This window comes from Methylobacterium sp. HJ2, from assembly GCF_056431005.1.
The window spans coordinates 14,624-32,954 of sequence record NZ_JBWJYM010000007.1 but is presented as its reverse complement, the minus strand read 5'-3'; the positions used below and the strand labels follow the sequence as shown (position 1 = coordinate 32,954).

The 18,331-nt window shown below is 72.0% G+C and carries 19 protein-coding genes; 16 read left to right on the top strand and 3 right to left on the bottom strand.

The window, feature by feature from the left end:
• Positions 1-29: 29 nt before the first annotated feature.
• The gene (locus ACS5RC_RS17340; protein WP_478345144.1) at positions 30-887 is read right to left on the bottom strand and encodes an SDR family oxidoreductase; all 858 of its coding nucleotides are present in this window, start codon (positions 885-887) and stop codon (positions 30-32) included.
• A gap of 146 nt (positions 888-1,033) precedes the next feature.
• A complete protein-coding gene (locus tag ACS5RC_RS17335) occupies positions 1,034-1,432 on the bottom strand; it encodes a response regulator (RefSeq protein WP_478345143.1) in 399 nt (132 codons plus the stop codon).
• A gap of 528 nt (positions 1,433-1,960) precedes the next feature.
• Between ACS5RC_RS17335 and ACS5RC_RS17330 the strand changes: the two genes are divergently transcribed.
• From ACS5RC_RS17330 to ACS5RC_RS17310, 5 genes are all read left to right on the top strand, one after another.
• The gene (locus tag ACS5RC_RS17330; protein ID WP_478345142.1) at positions 1,961-2,818 is read left to right on the top strand and encodes a manganese catalase family protein; all 858 of its coding nucleotides are present in this window, start codon (positions 1,961-1,963) and stop codon (positions 2,816-2,818) included.
• 323 nt (positions 2,819-3,141) lie between these two features.
• A complete protein-coding gene (locus ACS5RC_RS17325; protein ID WP_478345141.1) occupies positions 3,142-3,756 on the top strand; it encodes a cysteine hydrolase family protein in 615 nt (204 codons plus the stop codon).
• A gap of 49 nt (positions 3,757-3,805) precedes the next feature.
• Complete coding sequence (locus ACS5RC_RS17320) at positions 3,806-4,816, top strand: SDR family oxidoreductase (protein WP_478345140.1); 1,011 nt, start codon at positions 3,806-3,808, stop codon at positions 4,814-4,816.
• Between the two features lie 414 nt (positions 4,817-5,230).
• On the top strand, positions 5,231-5,365 hold the full coding sequence (locus tag ACS5RC_RS17315) for a hypothetical protein (RefSeq protein WP_478345139.1): 135 nt from the start codon (positions 5,231-5,233) through the stop codon (positions 5,363-5,365).
• Position 5,366: 1 nt separating this feature from the next.
• The gene (locus ACS5RC_RS17310) at positions 5,367-6,257 is read left to right on the top strand and encodes an alpha/beta hydrolase (protein ID WP_478345138.1); all 891 of its coding nucleotides are present in this window, start codon (positions 5,367-5,369) and stop codon (positions 6,255-6,257) included.
• A gap of 199 nt (positions 6,258-6,456) precedes the next feature.
• Here ACS5RC_RS17310 and atzD read toward each other — a convergent pair whose 3' ends face one another.
• Positions 6,457-7,566 carry a cyanuric acid amidohydrolase gene (gene atzD, locus ACS5RC_RS17305; protein ID WP_478345137.1) on the bottom strand — a complete coding sequence of 370 codons (1,110 nt, stop codon included), beginning with the start codon at positions 7,564-7,566 and terminating at the stop codon, positions 6,457-6,459.
• Positions 7,567-7,755: 189 nt separating this feature from the next.
• Here atzD and ACS5RC_RS17300 point away from each other — a divergent pair, with 189 nt between their 5' ends.
• The 11 genes from ACS5RC_RS17300 to ACS5RC_RS17250 all read left to right on the top strand — a co-directional run bounded on the left by ACS5RC_RS17300 (position 7,756) and on the right by ACS5RC_RS17250 (position 18,297).
• Positions 7,756-8,466 carry a thiol-disulfide oxidoreductase DCC family protein gene (locus ACS5RC_RS17300; protein WP_478345136.1) on the top strand — a complete coding sequence of 237 codons (711 nt, stop codon included), beginning with the start codon at positions 7,756-7,758 and terminating at the stop codon, positions 8,464-8,466.
• A 96-nt stretch (positions 8,467-8,562) separates the two neighbouring features.
• Positions 8,563-9,414, top strand: coding sequence for an SDR family NAD(P)-dependent oxidoreductase (locus ACS5RC_RS17295; RefSeq protein ID WP_478345135.1), 852 nt, complete (start codon positions 8,563-8,565; stop codon positions 9,412-9,414).
• 2 nt (positions 9,415-9,416) lie between these two features.
• The gene (locus tag ACS5RC_RS17290; protein ID WP_478345134.1) at positions 9,417-10,310 is read left to right on the top strand and encodes an alpha/beta hydrolase; all 894 of its coding nucleotides are present in this window, start codon (positions 9,417-9,419) and stop codon (positions 10,308-10,310) included.
• A 38-nt stretch (positions 10,311-10,348) separates the two neighbouring features.
• Positions 10,349-11,818, top strand: a complete 1,470-nt coding sequence (locus ACS5RC_RS17285; RefSeq protein ID WP_478345397.1) for a flavin-containing monooxygenase — start codon at positions 10,349-10,351, stop codon at positions 11,816-11,818.
• Positions 11,819-12,571: 753 nt separating this feature from the next.
• Positions 12,572-12,877, top strand: coding sequence for a septal ring lytic transglycosylase RlpA family protein (locus ACS5RC_RS17280; RefSeq protein ID WP_478345396.1), 306 nt, complete (start codon positions 12,572-12,574; stop codon positions 12,875-12,877).
• A 139-nt stretch (positions 12,878-13,016) separates the two neighbouring features.
• Positions 13,017-13,331, top strand: coding sequence for a polyhydroxyalkanoic acid system family protein (locus ACS5RC_RS17275; RefSeq protein ID WP_478345133.1), 315 nt, complete (start codon positions 13,017-13,019; stop codon positions 13,329-13,331).
• A 91-nt stretch (positions 13,332-13,422) separates the two neighbouring features.
• Positions 13,423-13,641: a hypothetical protein gene (locus ACS5RC_RS17270; protein WP_478345132.1), complete on the top strand. Its 219-nt coding sequence runs from the start codon at positions 13,423-13,425 to the stop codon at positions 13,639-13,641.
• A 113-nt stretch (positions 13,642-13,754) separates the two neighbouring features.
• Positions 13,755-15,599: an ATP-binding cassette domain-containing protein gene (locus ACS5RC_RS17265; RefSeq protein WP_478345131.1), complete on the top strand. Its 1,845-nt coding sequence runs from the start codon at positions 13,755-13,757 to the stop codon at positions 15,597-15,599.
• Between the two features lie 87 nt (positions 15,600-15,686).
• Positions 15,687-17,660: an OmpA family protein gene (locus ACS5RC_RS17260; RefSeq protein WP_478345130.1), complete on the top strand. Its 1,974-nt coding sequence runs from the start codon at positions 15,687-15,689 to the stop codon at positions 17,658-17,660.
• 16 nt (positions 17,661-17,676) lie between these two features.
• Positions 17,677-17,955 carry a hypothetical protein gene (locus tag ACS5RC_RS17255; RefSeq protein WP_478345129.1) on the top strand — a complete coding sequence of 93 codons (279 nt, stop codon included), beginning with the start codon at positions 17,677-17,679 and terminating at the stop codon, positions 17,953-17,955.
• 156 nt (positions 17,956-18,111) lie between these two features.
• Positions 18,112-18,297, top strand: coding sequence for a hypothetical protein (locus ACS5RC_RS17250; RefSeq protein ID WP_478345128.1), 186 nt, complete (start codon positions 18,112-18,114; stop codon positions 18,295-18,297).
• The last annotated feature ends 34 nt before the right edge of the window (positions 18,298-18,331 follow it).

Genomic DNA, 18,331 nt, shown 5'->3' with positions numbered 1-18,331 from the left:
GCGACGCCGGATCGCGGGCGCGGGCCACGTCAGAGGATCGGTTTGCCGCCAGTCACCGCCACGGTGGCGCCCGAGACGTAGCTCGATTCCTCGGAGGCCAGCATGACGTAGACCGGAGCGAGCTCCTTGGGCTGGCCGGGCCGCTTCATCGGGACCTGACTGCCGAACTGCGTCACCTTCTCGGACGGCATGGTCGAAGGGATCAGCGGCGTCCAGATCGGTCCCGGCGCGACGCAATTCACCCGGATCCCCCGCTCGGCGAGCATCTGGGCGAGGCCGCCGGTGAAGTTCTGGATCGCCCCCTTCGTAGTGGCGTAGGCAAGGAGTTGCGGGCTCGGCGTGTCGGCGTTGATCGAGGTCGTGTTGATGATGGCCGAGCCCTCCCGCAGGTGCGGCAGGGCCGCTTTGGTCAGGTAGAACATCGCGTGGATGTTGATGCGGAAGGTGGTCTCCCATTCCGCGTCGCTGATCTCCTCCGGGCTGTCGAAGGTGGCCTGATGGGCGGCGTTGTTGACGAGGATGTCGAGCCCACCGAGTTCGCTCACCGCCCGCTCGACGATGCCGCGGCAATGGGCGGCGTCCTGGATGTCGCCGGGCACCAGCACGGCCTTGCGCCCCGCGCCTTCGACCAGGCGGCGCGTCTCGGCGGCGTCCTCGTCCTCGCTGAGATAGGAGATCACGACGTCGGCGCCCTCCCGGGCGAAGGCCAGGGCCACGGCCCGGCCGATGCCGCTGTCACCGCCCGTGATGATCGCCCTCTTGCCGGCCAAGCGACCGGAGCCCTTGTAGGTCGTCTCGCCGTAATCCGGCTGCGGGGTCATCGCGGCGCTCGAGCCGGGCATGCCCTGCGGCTGATCGGGGAAGGGCGGCTTGGGGAATTGCTCCACCGGGGCGTCTCCGTCTCTCGGGATCCTGCCGGTGCAACCGCGCGTCGCGCGGAAAGTCACGAGCCAAAACCGCGCCGGACGACGATCCTGCAGGAGATGGGGGCGACCGCGCGCGGCGCCCCGACGTCGTCTGAGCCGGGCTCGGCTCAGGCCGGTTCGGCGCGATCGAGACGGTCGGCGAGCGCGACGACCAGACGCGCGACGGCTTCGGGTTCGACGGGCTTCTCGCAATGGACCGCATCCTCGTAGCGTGTCGGGATGCTGGTCGGCCCGTAGCCGGTGACGAAGATGAACGGGATGCCACGGGCGCGCAGGGCGTCGGCGACCGGGAAGGCCATCTCGCCATGCAGGTTGAGGTCGAGCACGGCGGCGTCGATCCGCTGCGTCGCCGCGGTGAATTCGAGCGCCTCGGCCACGCTGCCGACCGGTCCCAGCACTGTGGCGCCGCTCTGCTCGAAGCTCTGCCGCAGCGCGTCCATGATGAAGTAATCATCCTCGATCACCAGGATGTGCTGATCGGCAAGAGGCCGTTCCGCAACCGACATCGCCACCTCCCAGTGAACCGCCCGCCCCGAAGCCATTGGCGCGCCGGAACCGCCGCCGCCGCCAGCCTTCGATGACCGTCAGCCTGCTCGCCAATAGGCATAACGCCCCGAGCAAGGCATTGCGACCGACCACGGCCGACAGACTAGAATAATCCTCATCTTTGGAAGATCAAGCTTAGCGGATCTCGCGTAACGATACAACATAGATCAGGGAGAACGAGATTTTTCCAATCGGAATTCTCGGAACATAGCGAATCGACCTTGGTTCAACCGGCATATCCTCGCGGCGCAGTGCTCGGATCGCTGCACGGTTTGGGCCGAGCCCGGCCGTTCGGTTCAGCCTGCGCGCCCGAGGATGTGTCGGGCCCTCCTGCCGTCTTGACCTGACCGGAATGCGATCCGGCCCTTGTGCCGGACTTCGCACCGGATCCGAAAGACTGAACGCGCACGCAAGACGACGCCCGAGAGATTGGGCAAGACTTATAATTTTCCGACCCTAACAGATAATAAGTCAAAGGATTCGAATCGATGTACTACCACGACAAGCGCCTGCAGTATCCGGTCCGGGTCGAGAGCCCGGATCCCATCTTCGCACGCATGCTCCAGCAGGCGATCGGCGGTATCGAGGGCGAGATTCGCGTCTGCATGCAATACTTCTTCCAGGCCTGGGGCTCGCGCGGGCCGACGACGAAGTACCGCGACATGCTCCTGCACACGGCGACCGAGGAGCTCGGCCATATCGAGATGCTGGCCACGGCCGTGGCGATGAACCTGGAGACCGCACCCACGAAGGTTCAGGAGGCTGGCGCCGCCGACAAGGTGGTCGGTGCGGTGATGGGAGGCGAGAACCCGCGCCATATGGTCGAGGGCATGCTGCACCGGCACATCCTCTCCACCGGCATGGCGGCGTTCCCGGCCAATTGCGAAGGCGTTCCCTTCGACATGAGCCACATCTACGCCAGCGGCAACCTTGCGGCCGACATGTACTGCAACGTCGCGGCCGAGGCGACGGGGCGGACCTTGGCGGTCCGTCTGTTCAACGCGACCAACGACCCGGGCATGCGCGACATGCTGCACTTCATGATCGCGCGCGACACCATGCACCAAGAGCAGTGGCTTGCCGTGGTGGAGGAACTCGGAGGCCATAAGGGCGCGCTGCCGATCCCCAACTCCTTCCCGCAGAGCGAGGAGCACCAGAAGTTCAACTACAACTTCTTCGCCACGGCGCGGGACGGCTCGCCGCCGCCCGCTGGGCGTTGGACCAGCGGACCTTCGATGGACGGCAAGGGCGAGTTCAGCGTGGTCCAGAACGAGCCGATGGGCGAAGAGCCGGTGCTGGGCCCGGCCCGCCCCGACAGCGGCGCGCAGAACGAGCAGATCGGCTGATCGGGTCGCGGCCGGGACCGTACGGGCCCCGGCCGGTCTCAGGCCGATCGCGCGAACCAGCGCATGTCCCATCACGGGCTCGCGGGCTACGGGTCGGCGGCAGCCTGCGCCAAGGCCCTGAGCAAATCGGACGAGGCGGCCACGCTCAGCCGAACCGTCTCCGAGATCGACGAGGGCGACCCGTTCGGCAGCCATCTCGCCGCAAGTCTGGGGCGATGGCGGCCTGAGGATCGGGGTCGGCCCCGCTCATGCCGGGGGCCGACCCGGGAAGCCGGCCCGCAGGGTCGGCCGGATCGAGAAACCGCAATGGGGACGAGAACGCCATGAGAGGTGGCATTGGCCTGCGTTTCGGTGCGCTGGGCGAGGCGACGACGCATGTCTGCGTGGATGCGCAGCGGCTCTTTGCCGAGGACACGGCGTGGCATACCCCCTGGCTCCTGCGCGTGATGCCCCAAGTCGAGCGCCTCGCCGCCGCTCACGCCGCCCGCACCGCGTTCACCCGCTTCATCCCGGCCGCCCGGGCCGCGGATTGTACGGGCACGTGGCGCCGCTACTACGAGCGCTGGCCGTCGATGACCCTGGACGGCCTCGATCCCGGGATGATCGATCTCCTGCCCGGCCTCGCCCGCCTCGTCCCGCCGGCCCGCGTGTTCGACAAGGGCACCTACTCGCCCTGGCTCGACCCCGGCCTCGACGCCTATCTGCGCGCCCTCGACACCCGGTCGCTCGTCGTCACCGGCGGCGAGACGGATGTCTGCGTGCTCGCCACGGTGATGGGGGCGGTCGACCGCGGCTACCGCGTCGTGATCGCGGCCGATGCCGTCTGCAGCTCCGCCGACGAGACCCACGACGCGATGGTCACGCTCTATTGCAGCCGGTTCGGCGAGCAGATCGAGATGGCGACGACCGCCGAGATCCTCGATGCGTGGCCGGGCTGAGACCTGCGCCCGATCCAGACTTATCTCGCTTTGTGAAGGACACGCCGCGATGTGGAAGAGCCGTCAGCCGCTCGATCAGCAGGTCATGGTCGTCACCGGCGCCTCCAGCGGCATCGGTCTCGCGACGGCGCACGGGGCTGCGGCCCGCGGTGCGAAGGTGGTGCTCGCTGCACGCAACGGCGACGCCCTCGCGGGCATCGTGGCGGAGATCAAGGCCCGGGGCGGGCAAGCCGATTACGTCGTGTCCGATGTCGGGGACCGGGCTCAGGTCCAGGCGATCGCCGAGCGGGCGATGGCGCGGTTCGGCCGGATCGATACCTGGATCAACGATGCCGGGCTCTCGATCTTCGGCCGGTTGGAGGAGGTCAGCGAGGCGGATCACCACCGCCTGTTCCAGACCAATTTCTGGGGCGTGGTCAACGGCTCGCTCGCGGCCGCACCGCACCTCAAGGCGAGCGGAGGCGTGCTGATCAACCTCGGGAGCGTCGCCTCGGACATCGCCTTCCCGCTGCAGGGCATGTACTGCGCCAGCAAGCACGCGATCAAAGGCTTCACCGACGCCCTCCGCATCGAGCTGGAGGAGGAAGGCGCGAACGTGGCGGTGACACTGATCAAGCCCGCCGCGATCGACACGCTCTTCGCGAAGAACGCCAAGAACTATCTCGACCGCGAGCCGAAGCTGCCGCCGCCGATCTACCGGACCGAAGAAGTGGCGCACGCGATCCTCCATGCCGCCGTCCATCCGAGGCGCGACATCTATGTCGGCGGCGGCGGCCGGCTGATGAGTGCGGCCAAGACCCTGGCGCCGCGCGCCTTCGACATCGTCGGCCGCAGCATGACCAGCCAGCAGCAGCGCGACGAGCCCGCCCGGCACCGCACCGGCGCGCTCTATCAGCCCGGCGAGGCGGGCCGGGTGGCCGGCGATCACCCGGGCTACGTCATGCGGCACAGTCTCTACACCCGCGGCAGCCTCCATCCCGTCGCCACGGCAGCGGCCTTGGCCGGCATCGGCATCGTGGCGGCGAGCCTGCTTGGCGGATCACGCCAGCGTCCGCATTGACGCTACGGCGGCCCGCTTCCGACCAAGCGGGCCGGCTCAGTCGAACCCGGCGCGACCCCCGTCGACATGCGTGGCCGGTGACCGCCCATCTGGGAGGAGGGATCACCGAATCGCGGTCGGCCGCCGTGAGGGCAGTGACCGCCGGGGCGTGGGCCTCCCGGATAGTGAGATCGAAGACGACGTGCAGGCGCGCTGTCGGCCGTCGGCTAGCACAACGAGGAACGACGGTCGTCGGGCCAGGCGGCTCGTCGCAGTGCGCGTGCCGATCCTCCTGCCATCGCCCCTGACCCCAACTTGCTTCCAGCTTGGCGCGCTCCGTGCGATGCTGAGATACGAGGCACGCTTCCCGTCCGGCGAGGCTGCGTCGCCGAGAACGAGGCCGGCGCGCACCGGCCAGGATCACGAGGTCGCGTGATGGACAATCGCCGCTCCGCCCTGCTCCCGCGCGGCTGGCACCTCATCCGCCCCGCCTCCGGCATCGACGGCATATGGGACGGGCACCGCGCCGCGGTGGGAGACGCGATGCTGCACACTGCGATCGCGGCCTGAGGTGGCACCATTGTCAGACTTCCGCCTCGCCGATCCGACCCCGCCCGACCCGCGCCACGGGTGGGCCGATCTCGACCACGCGGCGCGGGGCGCCTGCTACGACAACACCGCCGGCGTGCCCGACAGCGCCGCGCAGATCGCGGCCCGCAACGCTGCCTCGGCGGCCTACCGGGACGCGCATGCCCGGCACCTCGACATCCCGTACGCGTCGGGTCTCGGCGACGATACCCGCACCGCCTTCGACCTCTATCCGGCCGCCGAGGCCGGCGCGCCCTGCCTCGTGTTCGTCCATGGCGGCTACTGGCAGCGCAACGCCCGGGCCGATTTCGCCTGCTTCGCGGAGGGCCCGAACGCCGCCGGCTGGTCCGTGGCGATGCCGGGCTACACCCTGGCGCCCGCGGCGAGCCTGTCCGCCATCGTGGCCGAGATCGCGGCAGCTCTCGACTGGCTCGCCGCGAGCGGGCCCGCGCACGGGATCGCCGGCCCGGTGGTGCTCGCCGGCTGGTCGGCCGGCGCCCAGCTCGCCGCGCACCATCTCGACCATCCGACGGTGACGGCGGGCCTCGCGATCTCCGGCGTCTACGATCTCGCTCCGATCCGCGAGACCTACCTCGACGAGAAGCTCGGCCTGACGGATCCCGAGATCGAGGCGCTCTCGCCCCTGCGGCGTCCCGTGGTGGCCAAGCCCATGACCATCGCCTACGGCAGCCACGAGCTGCCGGCCCTCGTCCACGATGCGCGCAACCTTCACGCCCTGCGCAGCGCCGCCCACGCGCCCGGAGCCCTGCTGCCGGTGCCTGGCGCCGACCACTTCTCGATCCTGAACGCGTTCCGGCGGCCCGACGGGGCCTTGGTGCGCGCCGCGCAAGACCTGCTCGGCGACGGCCGATGAGCGGGGCGATGCCGGGCTGCAGCTCGGTGCAGTCGGCGTCTCTGCTTTGCCGCCCTAGGGGAAGAACCGCCTGATGCGCGGGAGCGGGCAGTCCGTCGGCGCCTGCTTCGACCTCCGGGACGGGTCGTCGCTCTCGGCCGGTGCTTCCGGGCCCTGCGGCTCGGCCCGGGCGCGGTAAGCGCCGACGCGCCCTGCCGCGTCAGGAAGCAACCCGCGCGATGATCGCCACTGGGCCGCCCCCGTCCGGGCCCTGGTGCTCGGCCCCGCCCGAGACGTAGAGATCGGTGCGGCCGATCACGGCGGCGGCCACGCCGCCCACGAGGGCCCGGGCGTGGCGGGTCGCGTTGATGTCGCTGTCGTCGTTCATGATGTGGCGCCGGCCGCGGATCAGGCCGTTCCGGGACGGTTCCGCCTTCGCGAGCAGGGCGAGGACGCGGGCGCCCTCCGCGGAGCCGAGCTGGCCCGGCGCATCGAGGCCCAGGCGCCCGAGCGCGCCGCGGATCGCGTCGAGGTCGATGGCGTCGCGCATGACGCCGTGCGCGATCCGGTTCGGCCCGCTCCAGCCCGCGGCGTTGCCGAGTACTACGACCTCGTTGTGCATGAGCTCGATCCCGGCCGACGCGCTGGCGCGGCCCGACCAGAGATCGTGCCGGATGCCGATCGCCCCATCGTCGAGGGCGTCCTCTGCGATCTCCCCGAGGGCGAGCCCGATTCCGAGGGCCGAGGCGCCGCGCGAGAAGCCCATCGAGGCGTAGGTGTCGTGCGTGACGACGTCCCGGCCGCGCGCCCGGGCCGCCTCGATGCGGACGCTCGTCAGGAGCGGGCACTTCACCTGCACGAAATGCACGTCCTCGGGATCCGTGATCCCGGCGGCGGCCATGGCGGCAGACACCGCCGCGCGGGTTGCGCGCACCTGCGCCATCCGTCCGATCTCCTCGGGCGCGAAATCCGCCGTGAAGGCCGTGCCGACGGCAAGGGCCGGCGCCGTGTCAGGCGCGGGCATACCCTCGCGCCGGGCGATCGCCAGCAGGTGTGGCGACAGGCCGCCCTCGGTCCCGCCCGACATGACGAGCGCGACCCGCGCGCCGATCTCGGCCGCCGCGCAATCGAGATGGCGGGCGAGCAGGGCTTCGAGCGCGCTCACCGCCAGCGGCCGCGAGAAGTCGTTGACGCACCCGTTTCCCTCGGTCTTGCCGAAGATCGCGACGATCTCCCCGGCCGCGACCGTCCCCTCCGCGATCAGGGCCTCGAGACCCGAGACATCGGCGGGATGCCGCGTGGGGATGCGGAAGACGAGGCATTCGGGCATGCGCGGTCCTGGCTCGCACGCTGTCGCGGGCGATGAAGCAAGGGGAGGGGGCTCACGCGCCCGGCGCAATCGAGATTCGTGCCAGCCGGGATTAGTGGCAGGCCAAGCTGATGCGACCCAAACGCCGGTCTGTCTGGCGCGCCCGCGGGATCTATCTTGCTGTGATGCAGGTCGGCATCGGAGGTCGGCATGTGGACCCTGTTCGTCGCCATCCTCATCCTCTCGGGCGGGATCGCCATCCTCGACGCGCCGGCGCGGGCGCGGCGCCACGCGGCGGAGCGGGACGCCGTGCTCCGGGTGCTCGGCCGATTCGGGCCCTACGCCACCGAATTGAGCGTCGTCGGCGCCCTCGCGCGCGATCCCGACGCACAGGCCCCGCAGGCGCGGATCTCGGCGCGGGTCGCCCGCGCGCAGCTCGCCGCGCTGGAGGAAGACGGCGCCGTCGCCGTGCAGGGAAGCAACCTGACGGGCGTGGCGCGCCGGTACCGACTCCTCGTTGCCGCGCCCGCGGATCCGCCGCCGCGCGAGCACGCCGCGCTGACCGTCTATCACGACGGCGCCTGCCCGCTCTGCGCCGCGGAGATCGCGCTCTACAAGGACGCGGTCGGGGCGGAGGCCCTGACCTTCGTGGACGCCGCGGCCGCGAAGTCCGGCGCGCCGCTCGCCCCCGATCTGCCGGTCGGCGTCGCGCTGTCCCGGTTCCACGTGCGGGACGCATCCGGAACCCTCGTCTCGGGTGCCGCGGCCTTCGCGCTGCTGTGGCAGACGCTCCCGCGCTGGCGCTGGCTCGGGCGGATCGTCGGGTCGGGTCCGGTGCTGCCGCTCGCCGAGCAGGCCTATCGGGCGTTCCTGCCGCTGCGGCCCCATCTGGCGCGGCTGGTCGCGAGGCTCCGACGCTAGCGCACCGGCAGGCGCGCGGCGGGGCGCACCGTTGCGGGGGAGGCGCTGGACAGCGACCGGGCGCGCCGATATCGCGGGGGCCGCAAGGGGAGCGGTGTGGCGCAGGAATTCCGGTTCGATGGAGCGGTGGGGCTCGTCACCGGCGCGGCGAGCGGCATCGGTGCGGCCCTGGCGGTGGCCCTGGCCGATCGCGGCTGCGCGCTCGCCCTCGTCGACCGCGACGCGGACGGCCTCGCGGCGATCGGCGCGCGCGCGGCGCGGAGCGGCGTGGCGGTCAGCCTGCACGCGGCCGACCTCACGGATGCGGCGGCGATCCGGGCCCTGCCCGAGGCGGTCGCGGCGCGGTTCGGCCGCCTCAGCCTGCTCGTGAACAATGCGGGCGTCTCCCTCGGCGGTCGCTTCGAGGAAACCCACCCGGACGACCTCGACTGGCTGCTCGACATCAATCTGCGGGCGGTGATGCGGATGACGCACGCCTTCCTGCCCCTGCTACGGCGGGAGCCCGTGGCGCAGATCGTCAACCTGTCGAGCATGTTCGGGCTGATCGCGCCGCCCGGCCAAGTGGCCTACGCCGCGAGCAAGTTCGCGGTGCGCGGCTTCTCCGAGGCGCTGCGCCACGAGTTCGCCGGGCAGGAACTCGGCGTCACCGTGGTCTATCCGGCCGGCGTCGACACGCCGATCGCCCGGAGCGCCCGCGCCCCGCGTCCGCGCGGCGATGCCGAGGCGGATGCCGCCGTGCGGCGCGCCTTCGAGGCGGCGCGCGCCGATTTCCAGCCCTTCCTCCGCCTCACGCCCGAATTCGTAGCCCGCAAGATCGTGGAGGGCGTCGCCCGGCGCGAGCCTCGCATCCTCGTCGGCCAGCACGCGCGCTACGCCGCCCTGATCCAACGCTTGCTGCCCTCCGGCTACTGGCCGGTGATCGAGCGCCTCTCGAAACGGAAGGTCTGAGCATGGCGAGCCTGCGCGCGTATCTCGGCGCCTGGATGACCCGCCGCGCGGTGCGGAACAAGCTCGGCGGCATGCGCGACGTGGGCCGGATCCGAGCCGTGTTCAACGGGGTGACCTTCCCGGATCCCGCGGGAATCGCCTTCGAGGCCGATACCGTCGGCGGCGTGCCGGCCGAGCGCGTTCACGCGGCTGGGCGTGGCCGAGCCGGGGTGCGGCTGCTCTACCTGCACGGCGGCGGGTTCGTCGCCTGCTCGCCCAAGACCCACCGGCCGGTCACCGGCGGGCTCGCGGCGCGGGGCTTCAGCCTGTGCGTTCCGGATTATCGCCTCGCGCCGGAGCATCCCTTCCCGGCGGCGTTCGAGGATGCCGTGGCGGCCTGGCAGGCCTTCGCGGCCGAGGGCCCGGCCTGCATCGCCGGCGATTCGGCCGGCGGCAACCTGGCTCTCCTGGTGATGCTGGCCGCGCGCGACCGCGGCCTGCCGATGCCGCGGGCCGCCGTGCTGTTCTCGCCCGTGACGGACCTCGCGGCCACCGGCGGATCGCGGGTCTCGAACGCCAGCCGCGACGCGATGTTCGACCCGCAGGCGCTCGCGAAGCTCGGGCCGCTCTACCTCGGAGGCGCGGATCCGGCCGACCCCGCGGTCTCGCCGCTGCACGCCGCCCTTGCCGGGTTGCCGCCGATGCTGTTCCACGTGGGCGAGCGGGAGATCCTGCGCGACGATTCCGTCCTGATGGCGCGCAAGGCCCAGGCGGCGGGCGTCGCGGCGACCGCCAAGGTCTTCCCGGTCGTGACCCATGTCTGGCAATTCGCCCACAGCGTTATCCCGGAAGGGCGTCAATCCCTCGACGAGGCCGCCGCCTTCCTGAAGGCCCATGCCGGGGGCGCCGATCGGTGACCGGACAACCCGCTCCCGGCGCGGCGCGGTCCGACCCGCTGCCCGCCGAACCGCTCGAGGTCCTGATCGTCGGGGCCGGGTTCTCCGGGCTGGCCATGGCCCTGCGCTGCCGTGAGGCCGGGATCGGCCCGGTCCTGATCATCGAGAAGGGCGACGGGATCGGTGGCACCTGGCACGAGAACACCTATCCGGGCGCGGCCTGCGACATTCCCTCCCATCTCTACTCGCTCTCTTTCGCGCCCAAGCACGACTGGACCCGCCACTACGCCGGGCAGGCCGAGATCGCCGCCTATCTGCGCGAGACGGCGCAACGCGGGGGGCTGATGCCCCTGATCCGCCTGCGCACGGCCTATCGGGGGGCGGTCTGGGACGAGGCGGTCGGATATTGGCGGGTCGAGACCGATCGCGGCCCGATGCGGACCCGGGTCCTCGTCTCGGCGATGGGGGCACTCCATCACCCGGCCATGCCGGAGATTCCGGGACGCGACAGCTTCGCGGGCCCGAGCTTCCACTCCGCGACCTGGGACCATGCCTGCGCCCTCGCGGGCAAGTGCGTCGGCGTGATCGGCTCGGGCGCGAGCGCGGTGCAGTTCGTGCCGCGGATCGCCCCGGAGGCCGCCCACCTCACCCTGTTCCAGCGCTCGCCGCCCTGGATCCTGCCCAAGGGCGATCGCCCGATGCCGGGCTGGCGCCGGGCGCTCTACCGGCTGGTCCCGCCGGCGCGGGTCGCCGAGCGCCTGCGCCTGTTCTGGCTGCACGAGCTGCGCGCCTTCGTCGGCTTCACCCGGGTGTCGGCCTTCACGGCCCAGGCCGAGCGGCTCGCCCGCCACCATCTCGCCAAGGCGGTGCCGGACCGGGCGCTGCGGGCCAAGCTCCGGCCGAACTACCGCTTCGGCTGCAAGCGGGTGCTGATCTCGGACGATTTCTACCCGGCGCTCCAGCGCCCGAACGTCTCCGTCGAGACCGCGCGAATCCGCGCCCTCACCCCGACCGGCGTGGTGACGGAGGACGGGACGGAGCATGCCTGCGACGTGCTGATCTACGCCACCGGCTTCGACGTGACCGGAAGCTACGCGCGAACCCCTCTCGTCGGCCGCGGCGGCCTCAGCCTCGCCGAGGCCTGGGCCGACGGCATGGGCGCCCACCAGGGCATCACCGTCGCGGGCTTCCCCAACGCCTTCTTCCTGCTCGGTCCGAACACCGCGCTCGGGCACAACTCGGTCGTGCTGATGATCGAGATCCAAGTCCGGCACGTCCTCGACTGCCTGGACGCCCTGCGCCGGGCGGCGCCCTCCGGCGCCCGCACGATCGAGGTGCGGCCGGAGGCGCAGGCCCGCTTCCTCGCCCGTGTCCGGGACCGGATGCGGGCGAGCATCTGGCAGGCCGGCGGCTGTACGAGCTGGTACCTCGACGCGCAGGGCCGCAACACCACCCTGTGGCCGGATTCGGTCCTCGCCTACCGGCGCAGCGCCCGCCGGGCACGGCGGTCGGATTATCGCCTGCTCTGATCCCGCCTCCGCGCGATCGGATCGCGGATCCATACAGATTCCCTCCGGCTCAGGCTTGCCCGGCAGAGGCGCGGGTCCTGTCCTCCCTCCTCTACGGGGAAAGGTGCCGCGTGCAGCGGGACGGGGAGGGGAGGGCCGATGCAGGACGGCGCTCCACATCGACGCTGCGCCCTCGCCCAAAACCCGGACCCCCTCTTGCGGGACTAGGTCCAGGCCCGATGCTCTCCCCCGGCCAAGGGAGGGGAGGGCGCAGGCTTCATCCGCGATGCAGGATCATCCCTCGATCGAAGCGCAGACGAATCGGCCGCGACGGCGCGGCGCCCGGGCGAAGCCCGACCCTGCCATCCCGAAGGCATCGTCCGGATCTGGCATGAGGCTGCCCCGCCCGCAGACCCCTCCGCGCCGGGGTGGCGGCGTCCCGTTGAGCGGGATGCAGGGTTACGCCCGCTGCAGATCTCGCGGCGGCTTAGGCAAATTTTCTGCCTATCGGTTCTGCTTGCCGGCACAGATTTGTGCCAATGGCCGGACTTCGCGGGCCAATCATGCGCAAGTAATCAATACTTTCCAGATCGGATGTTAAGGAAATCTTCATGGCTGTGGCCAGGCCGCCCAAAATGTGATGCGAAAACGGCCGGATCGACCAGTCTTATTTTGGCCGGCATCGGCCTCGATTGGCGCCGCCGTCGCAAACAACACAAGGGAATGCGAATGGCCATCAAGCCTGTCTGCCGGACCACCGCCGTCGTCCTCGGGATGCTCGCGACCGCCGTCGCCGTTCCGGCCTCCGCCCAGAGCGGAGCGGCCTCGTGGTACGGCAGCGGACATCGGACCGCGAACGGCGAGCATTTCAACCCGAACGGGTTGACCGCCGCTCACCGCAGCCTGCCCTTCGGCACGCGCGTGCGGGTCGCGGACCATCGGACCGGACGCTCTATCGTGGTGCGTATCAACGATCGCGGCCCGTTCGTGCGCGGGCGCATCATCGACCTGTCCCGCGGCTCGGCCCGGGCCCTCGGCATGGCTGGGACGACCTACGTCTCCCTGCAGGTTGTGCGCTGACCGGATCCGGGCGGGCCGCCCGGCGGCCCCGGTGATCCGCGATCATCGAAGCTGATCTTTGGGTGCGCGGAGCGGCGAGCGTTGTCGACGCCGCTCCGCGCACCCATCTGGTCGGGATCAGGAGAGACCCGGTCCCGCAATGCCAAAGCCCCTCATCGTCGATATCCCGCACGACCTCGGCCAGGCGGAGGCCCGTCGCCGGATCGAGACCGGCGTGGAGCAGGGCAAGGGGATGCTCGCCAAGAGCGGCGTCGCCATCGACACCATGGCGTGGACGGGGGACCGCTTGGATTTCGGGCTCTCGGCCCTGGCCCAGAAGGTCGAGGGCGCCATCGACGTCGGCGCGGAGAGCGTGCGCGTCGAGGTGAAGCTGCCGTTCCTCCTCGCCCTGGTGGCCGAGCGCATTCAGAAATCGCTCGCCAAGGAAGGCACGCTGCTCCTGACCAAGAAGTAGGGGCCGGTGCCGCTCGTCGGAACACCCGCGGCGGCGCCCCGTTAGCGCCGGCGCGCCGCGCCCGACGGCGCCCTGCGGAGGAGCGATCGCGATGGCCAATCCCGGTGGAATTCCCGAGGTTCCGGACCAGCCCGGCCCGGTTCCCGATACCCCCTACGAGCCGCCGACGGTGCCCGCGCCCGGACCGAGCCCCGAGGTGCCCGGCAACACGCCCTCCGAGGCGCCGGCCGAGCAGCCTGTGGAGATCCCGGTGAGCGACCCGATGCCGTCGGGGCCCGCGCCGACCGGCCCGGCCAACCCGATCGCCTGAGCGCGTGGTCCCGGATGGGACCTAAGGCCGGGCTTCACGCGGGCGGTCGCCGGAGGCGGCATTCGCGAAGGCAGCGTTTGTGAAGGCCTGCGCGCGCTGTCATAAGCCCGCGCATGGCCGCCCCACCGCTCCTCACCCTCCAGGACATCGCTCTGACCTTCGGGGGCACGCCGCTGATCGAGCGCGCCGAGCTCACGATCGCGCCCGGCGAGCGCACCTGCCTCGTCGGCCGCAACGGCTCCGGCAAATCGACCCTGATGCGGATCGCCGCCGGCCTCGTCGAGCCGGATCGCGGCGTGCGCTTCGTCCAGCCCGGCACCACGATCCGCTACCTCGCGCAGGAGCCGGATTTCTCGGGATTCGAGACGACGCTCGCCTTCGTCGAGGCCGGGCTGGCCGAGGGAGACGCGAGCCACCGGGCCCGCTACCTGCTGGAGAGCCTCGGCCTCACGGGTGCGGAGGACCCGGCCAAGCTCTCGGGCGGCGAGGGGCGCCGCGCGGCGCTCGCCCAGGCCCTCGCGCCGGAGCCCGACGTCCTGCTCCTCGACGAGCCCACCAACCATCTCGACCTGCCGGCGATCGAGTGGCTGGAGGAGGAGTTGCGCGGCATCCGCGCCGCCCTCGTCCTGATCAGCCACGATCGGCGCTTCCTCTCCGCGCTGTCGCGCGCCACGGTCTGGCTCGACCGCGGCGTGACCCGGCGGATCGACCAGGGCTTCGCGAATTTCGAGGCTTGGCGCGACGCCTTCTTCGAGGAGGAGGAGCGCGACCGGCACAAGCTCGATCGCAAGATCGCGGCGGAAGAGGATTGGCTGCGCTACGGCGTCACCGCCCGGCGCAAGCGCAACGTGCGGCGCCTCGGCAATCTGCACGCGCTGCGCCAATCCCGGCGCGAGGCCCGGCGTCCGGTCGGCACCGTGTCCATGCAGGCCGGCGAGGCGGAGGGCTCGGGCGCCCTGGTGGTCGAGGCCAAGGAGGTCTCGAAGGCCTACGGCGCGCGCACCATCGTCGACCGCCTGTCGCTGCGGGTGATGCGGGGCGACCGGCTCGGCATCGTCGGGGCGAACGGGGCGGGCAAGACCACCCTGCTCAACCTGCTCATGGGCCAGCTCGCCCCGGATTCCGGCTCGATCAGCCTCGGCACCAACCTCAAGCCCGTGATCCTCGACCAGGCCCGCGCCGTGCTCGAGCCCAGCCAGACCGTCACCGACGTGCTCACCGGCGGGCGCGGCGACACCCTGACGGTCAACGGCCAGAACCGGCACGTGATCGGCTATCTCAAGGACTTCCTGTTCGCGCCCGAGCAGGCCCGCACGCCGGTGCGCGTGCTCTCGGGCGGCGAGCGCAACCGGCTGCTCATCGCCCGGGCGCTGGCGCAGCCCTCGAACCTCCTCGTCCTCGACGAGCCGACGAACGACCTCGATCTCGAGACCCTCGACCTGCTGCAGGAGATGCTCGACGACTACGCGGGCACGCTCCTGCTCGTCAGCCACGACCGCGACTTTCTCGACCGCGTCGTCGGCAGCGTGCTGGTCTCGGAAGGGGAGGGGGCCTGGGTCGAGTACGCGGGCGGCTATACCGACATGCTCACCCAGCGCGGGGTGGGCGTGCAGGCCCGGACCGTTCCCGGCCGAGCCGGCGCGGACAAGGGCGCCGCGGGCAGGGGCCCCGCGGACAAGTCCCGGGAGACGCGCCCGGAGCGGTCCGCCGCGCCCGCCCGGAGCAAGCTCGGATTCAAGGACCAGCACGAGTTGAAGACGCTGCCCGAACGCATGGCCAAGCTGCAGGCCGCGATCGGGCAGCTCCGCGAGATCCTGGCCGATCCGGGCCTCTACGCCCGCGACTTCCCTCGGTTCGAGAAGGCGAGCGCCACGCTGGCCCAGGCCGAATCCGAGCTCGCCAAAGCGGAGGATCGCTGGCTCGAGCTGGAGATGCTGCGCGAGGCGGCCGAGGCCTGAACCCCGGATCGACGCCGCGGCCTTCATGATGCCGCGAAGTCGGGCTGATCTCATCATCGTCACGCGGACCCGCCCGTCGAGGCTTTCTTGTCATCCGATCCGCCCGCCCATCCGCTGCGCCGTCTCGGCTGGATCGCCGGCCTGCCGCTCCTCGCCCTCGTCTGGGGCGGGACGACGTTCGTCGCCGCGCCGGGCATCGCCGCCCGGATCGCGTCCGAGGGCGAGGAGGTCGCGCGCACGACCCGCGACGCGGGGGGCGAGCCCTGGCTGCGTCTGGAGACGCACGGACGCGACCTCCTCGCCCGCGGCGAGGCGCCCGGCGAGGCCGAGCGCGGCGCCGTCCTGGCGAGGCTCGCCGCGCTGCCGGGACCGCGCCGGATCGTCCCCGAGATCGGCCTTGTGGAGACCGCCGCGCCCTTCGCGTGGTCGCTCAGCCGCATCGACGCCCGCACGGTCGCGGGTGGGGGCAGCCGACCGGCCGAGCTCGGCCGCCACGCCCTCGACACGCAGATCGCCGCCTCGCTGCCGCCCAGCCTCTCCCTCGACGACAACACGCGGGCCGCGCGCGGCGCGCCCCCCGATTTCGCCGCCGCGGCGGCCTACGCGGCGTCCCGCCTCGGGCAGCTCGGCGTCGGCGGCCGGGTCAGCGTCACCGACACGGTGATCGCGGCGGCCGGCGAGGCCCTGGACGTGCCGGCCTACGACGCCCTGCGCAACGCCTTCGCCGACCCTCCGCGCGGCTACAGCATCGGCCGGATCGACATCTTGCCGCCCACGGTCGCCGATTTCAGCTTCGCGGTGGAGCGCGTGGCGGGCGGCGGCCTCGTGCTCACCGGCTATACCGTCTCGGAAGCCGGCCGCGCCGAGATTGCCAAGCGCGCGGCCGAGAGCGCCGCCGGCACATTCGTGGACGATCGCACGCGGACGGCCCGGGGCCTGCCGCCGGGGATCGATCCGGCGGCGCTGGCGCGGGCGATGCTCGACATCGCCGACCTGATGCAGCGTGGCCGCGTCGCCTTCGCGAGCGGGCGGATCTCGGTCGCGGGCGAGGCGATCGACGGTCAGGCGGTCGGCGAAGTGGCGGCCCTGATGCGCGACCGGCTGCCCGCGGGCGTCGGGGCGGGGCCGGTCGATCTCGCGGTCCGGCCGCTCTCGCCCTACCGCGTCACCATCCGGCGCGAGCCCGACAGCGTCAGCCTCGGCGGCCATCTTCCCGATGCCGCCGCACGCGAGCGGCTCCTCGCCGCGATCCGCCCGCGCTTCTTCCGCGAACGGATCCGCGACCGCACCCGCCTCGCCGAGGGTGCCCCGCCGGGTCTGATCCCGGCGCTCGAGGCCGCGGTGCCGGTCCTGGCAACGCTGGCGCTGGGGGAGATCGCGGTGGCCGATCAGGGCCTGAGCCTGAACGGCGAGAGCCTGTATCGCGAGAGCGCCGCCCGCCTCGCCGAGTCGGTGCCGCGCCTGCTGCCGTCGGGCTGGACCGCCCGCGTCGCCGTCCAGGCGCGGGGCGCGCGCGAGAGCCCGGCGCCCGAGGCCTGCCGGACGGAGTTCGCCGCGGTCCCCCTCGACGGGCGCATCCGCTTCGCGCCGGGATCCGTCGCGCTGACGCCGGAGATGTATCCGGTCCTCGACGCGGCCGCAGCGCTCGCCCGCGCCTGCCCGTCGCTCCGCTTCGCCGTGACGGGGCATTCCGATCCGCCCGGGCAGAAGCCGGCCAAGCCCGCCGACGCGGCCGCGGAGCCGGTCAAGGAAACCGCCAAGGAATCCCCCAAAGAACCCTCCAAGCAGCCGGTCACGGCGGTGGAGACGCGCAAGGGCAAGGACGCGCCGAAGGGGGCCAGTCCGCCGACGGGCGGCAAGGCCAAAGGGCAGAAGGATGCGAAGGGCGGCGGGCCGGCCGCGTCGCCCGAGGCGGAACCGTCGGGCGAGGATCTCGCGCGCCTTCGCGCTCAGGCCATTGTCGAGTACCTGCTCCAGGCCGGCGCCGGCCCCGATCAGGTCGTCGTCGCCGAAGAGCCGGCCGGCGAGCGGCGCGCGGTGGTTCTGGCGCTGCGGCCCTGACAGGAACCCGATCGACGTGCTGATTCTGTTGGCCGGCCTCTGGCCGGGTCTGGCCGGGGCCCTCGTCCTCGGCCTCCTCGTGGGCGGCTTCGCCGGCCGGCCTCGGGAGCGGGCCGTGCCGCTCGGCCTCGGCGCGATCCTGCTCGGGCTCGTCGGTCTCGCGCTCTCCGGCCTCGTGCCCGGAGCGCCCGGCCTCTGGATCGAGAGCGGTGCGCTGACGCTCGCCGCGTATTGTCTGGGCTGCGGCCTCGGCAGCCTCGTCGCGACGCGGCCCGATGCCGGGCCGCAGGGCTGATCGCAGCCACGCCGGCTGGCCCGCTCGGCCTCGTGAGCCGGACAGCCGCCGGATTCAGCCGATGGAACCCGACCACACGCATCCCGCGTTCTGTTCAGCATCGGGGGCCGGCGAACCGGCCGGCTCCACCCACGAAACCAGTCACGGGACAGCACCATGCGAGGTTCCGACCATCGACGATCCATCTCCCTGAAGCCCCGCGCGGGCGGCATGGCGACCATCCTGTTCCTCGGCGGATTGGCGATCTCTGCCGCAGCGACCCATCTCGGCGCTCCGTTCCTGGAGCCGGCCCAGGCCCATTCCGCCGCGAACCAGGGCACGCCCGTCCGCGCCGGCGGCTGAGCACACTGGCCCCCGCGGGCCCTGTGGCCGGCGG

What these genes read in the sequence shown, in the direction of transcription:
- ACS5RC_RS17335 (WP_478345143.1), bottom strand. Translation starts at nt 1,432, where the DNA reads ATGTCGGTTGCGGAACGGCCTCTTGCCGATCAGCACATCCTGGTGATC.
- ACS5RC_RS17330 (WP_478345142.1), top strand. Translation starts at nt 1,961, where the DNA reads ATGTACTACCACGACAAGCGCCTGCAGTATCCGGTCCGGGTCGAGAGC.
- ACS5RC_RS17325 (WP_478345141.1), top strand. Translation starts at nt 3,142, where the DNA reads ATGAGAGGTGGCATTGGCCTGCGTTTCGGTGCGCTGGGCGAGGCGACG.
- ACS5RC_RS17320 (WP_478345140.1), top strand. Translation starts at nt 3,806, where the DNA reads ATGTGGAAGAGCCGTCAGCCGCTCGATCAGCAGGTCATGGTCGTCACC.
- ACS5RC_RS17315 (WP_478345139.1), top strand. Translation starts at nt 5,231, where the DNA reads ATGGACAATCGCCGCTCCGCCCTGCTCCCGCGCGGCTGGCACCTCATC.
- atzD (WP_478345137.1), bottom strand. Translation starts at nt 7,566, where the DNA reads ATGCCCGAATGCCTCGTCTTCCGCATCCCCACGCGGCATCCCGCCGAT.
- ACS5RC_RS17300 (WP_478345136.1), top strand. Translation starts at nt 7,756, where the DNA reads ATGTGGACCCTGTTCGTCGCCATCCTCATCCTCTCGGGCGGGATCGCC.
- ACS5RC_RS17290 (WP_478345134.1), top strand. Translation starts at nt 9,417, where the DNA reads ATGGCGAGCCTGCGCGCGTATCTCGGCGCCTGGATGACCCGCCGCGCG.
- ACS5RC_RS17280 (WP_478345396.1), top strand. Translation starts at nt 12,572, where the DNA reads ATGCTCGCGACCGCCGTCGCCGTTCCGGCCTCCGCCCAGAGCGGAGCG.
- ACS5RC_RS17275 (WP_478345133.1), top strand. Translation starts at nt 13,017, where the DNA reads ATGCCAAAGCCCCTCATCGTCGATATCCCGCACGACCTCGGCCAGGCG.
- ACS5RC_RS17270 (WP_478345132.1), top strand. Translation starts at nt 13,423, where the DNA reads ATGGCCAATCCCGGTGGAATTCCCGAGGTTCCGGACCAGCCCGGCCCG.
- ACS5RC_RS17265 (WP_478345131.1), top strand. Translation starts at nt 13,755, where the DNA reads ATGGCCGCCCCACCGCTCCTCACCCTCCAGGACATCGCTCTGACCTTC.
- ACS5RC_RS17250 (WP_478345128.1), top strand. Translation starts at nt 18,112, where the DNA reads ATGCGAGGTTCCGACCATCGACGATCCATCTCCCTGAAGCCCCGCGCG.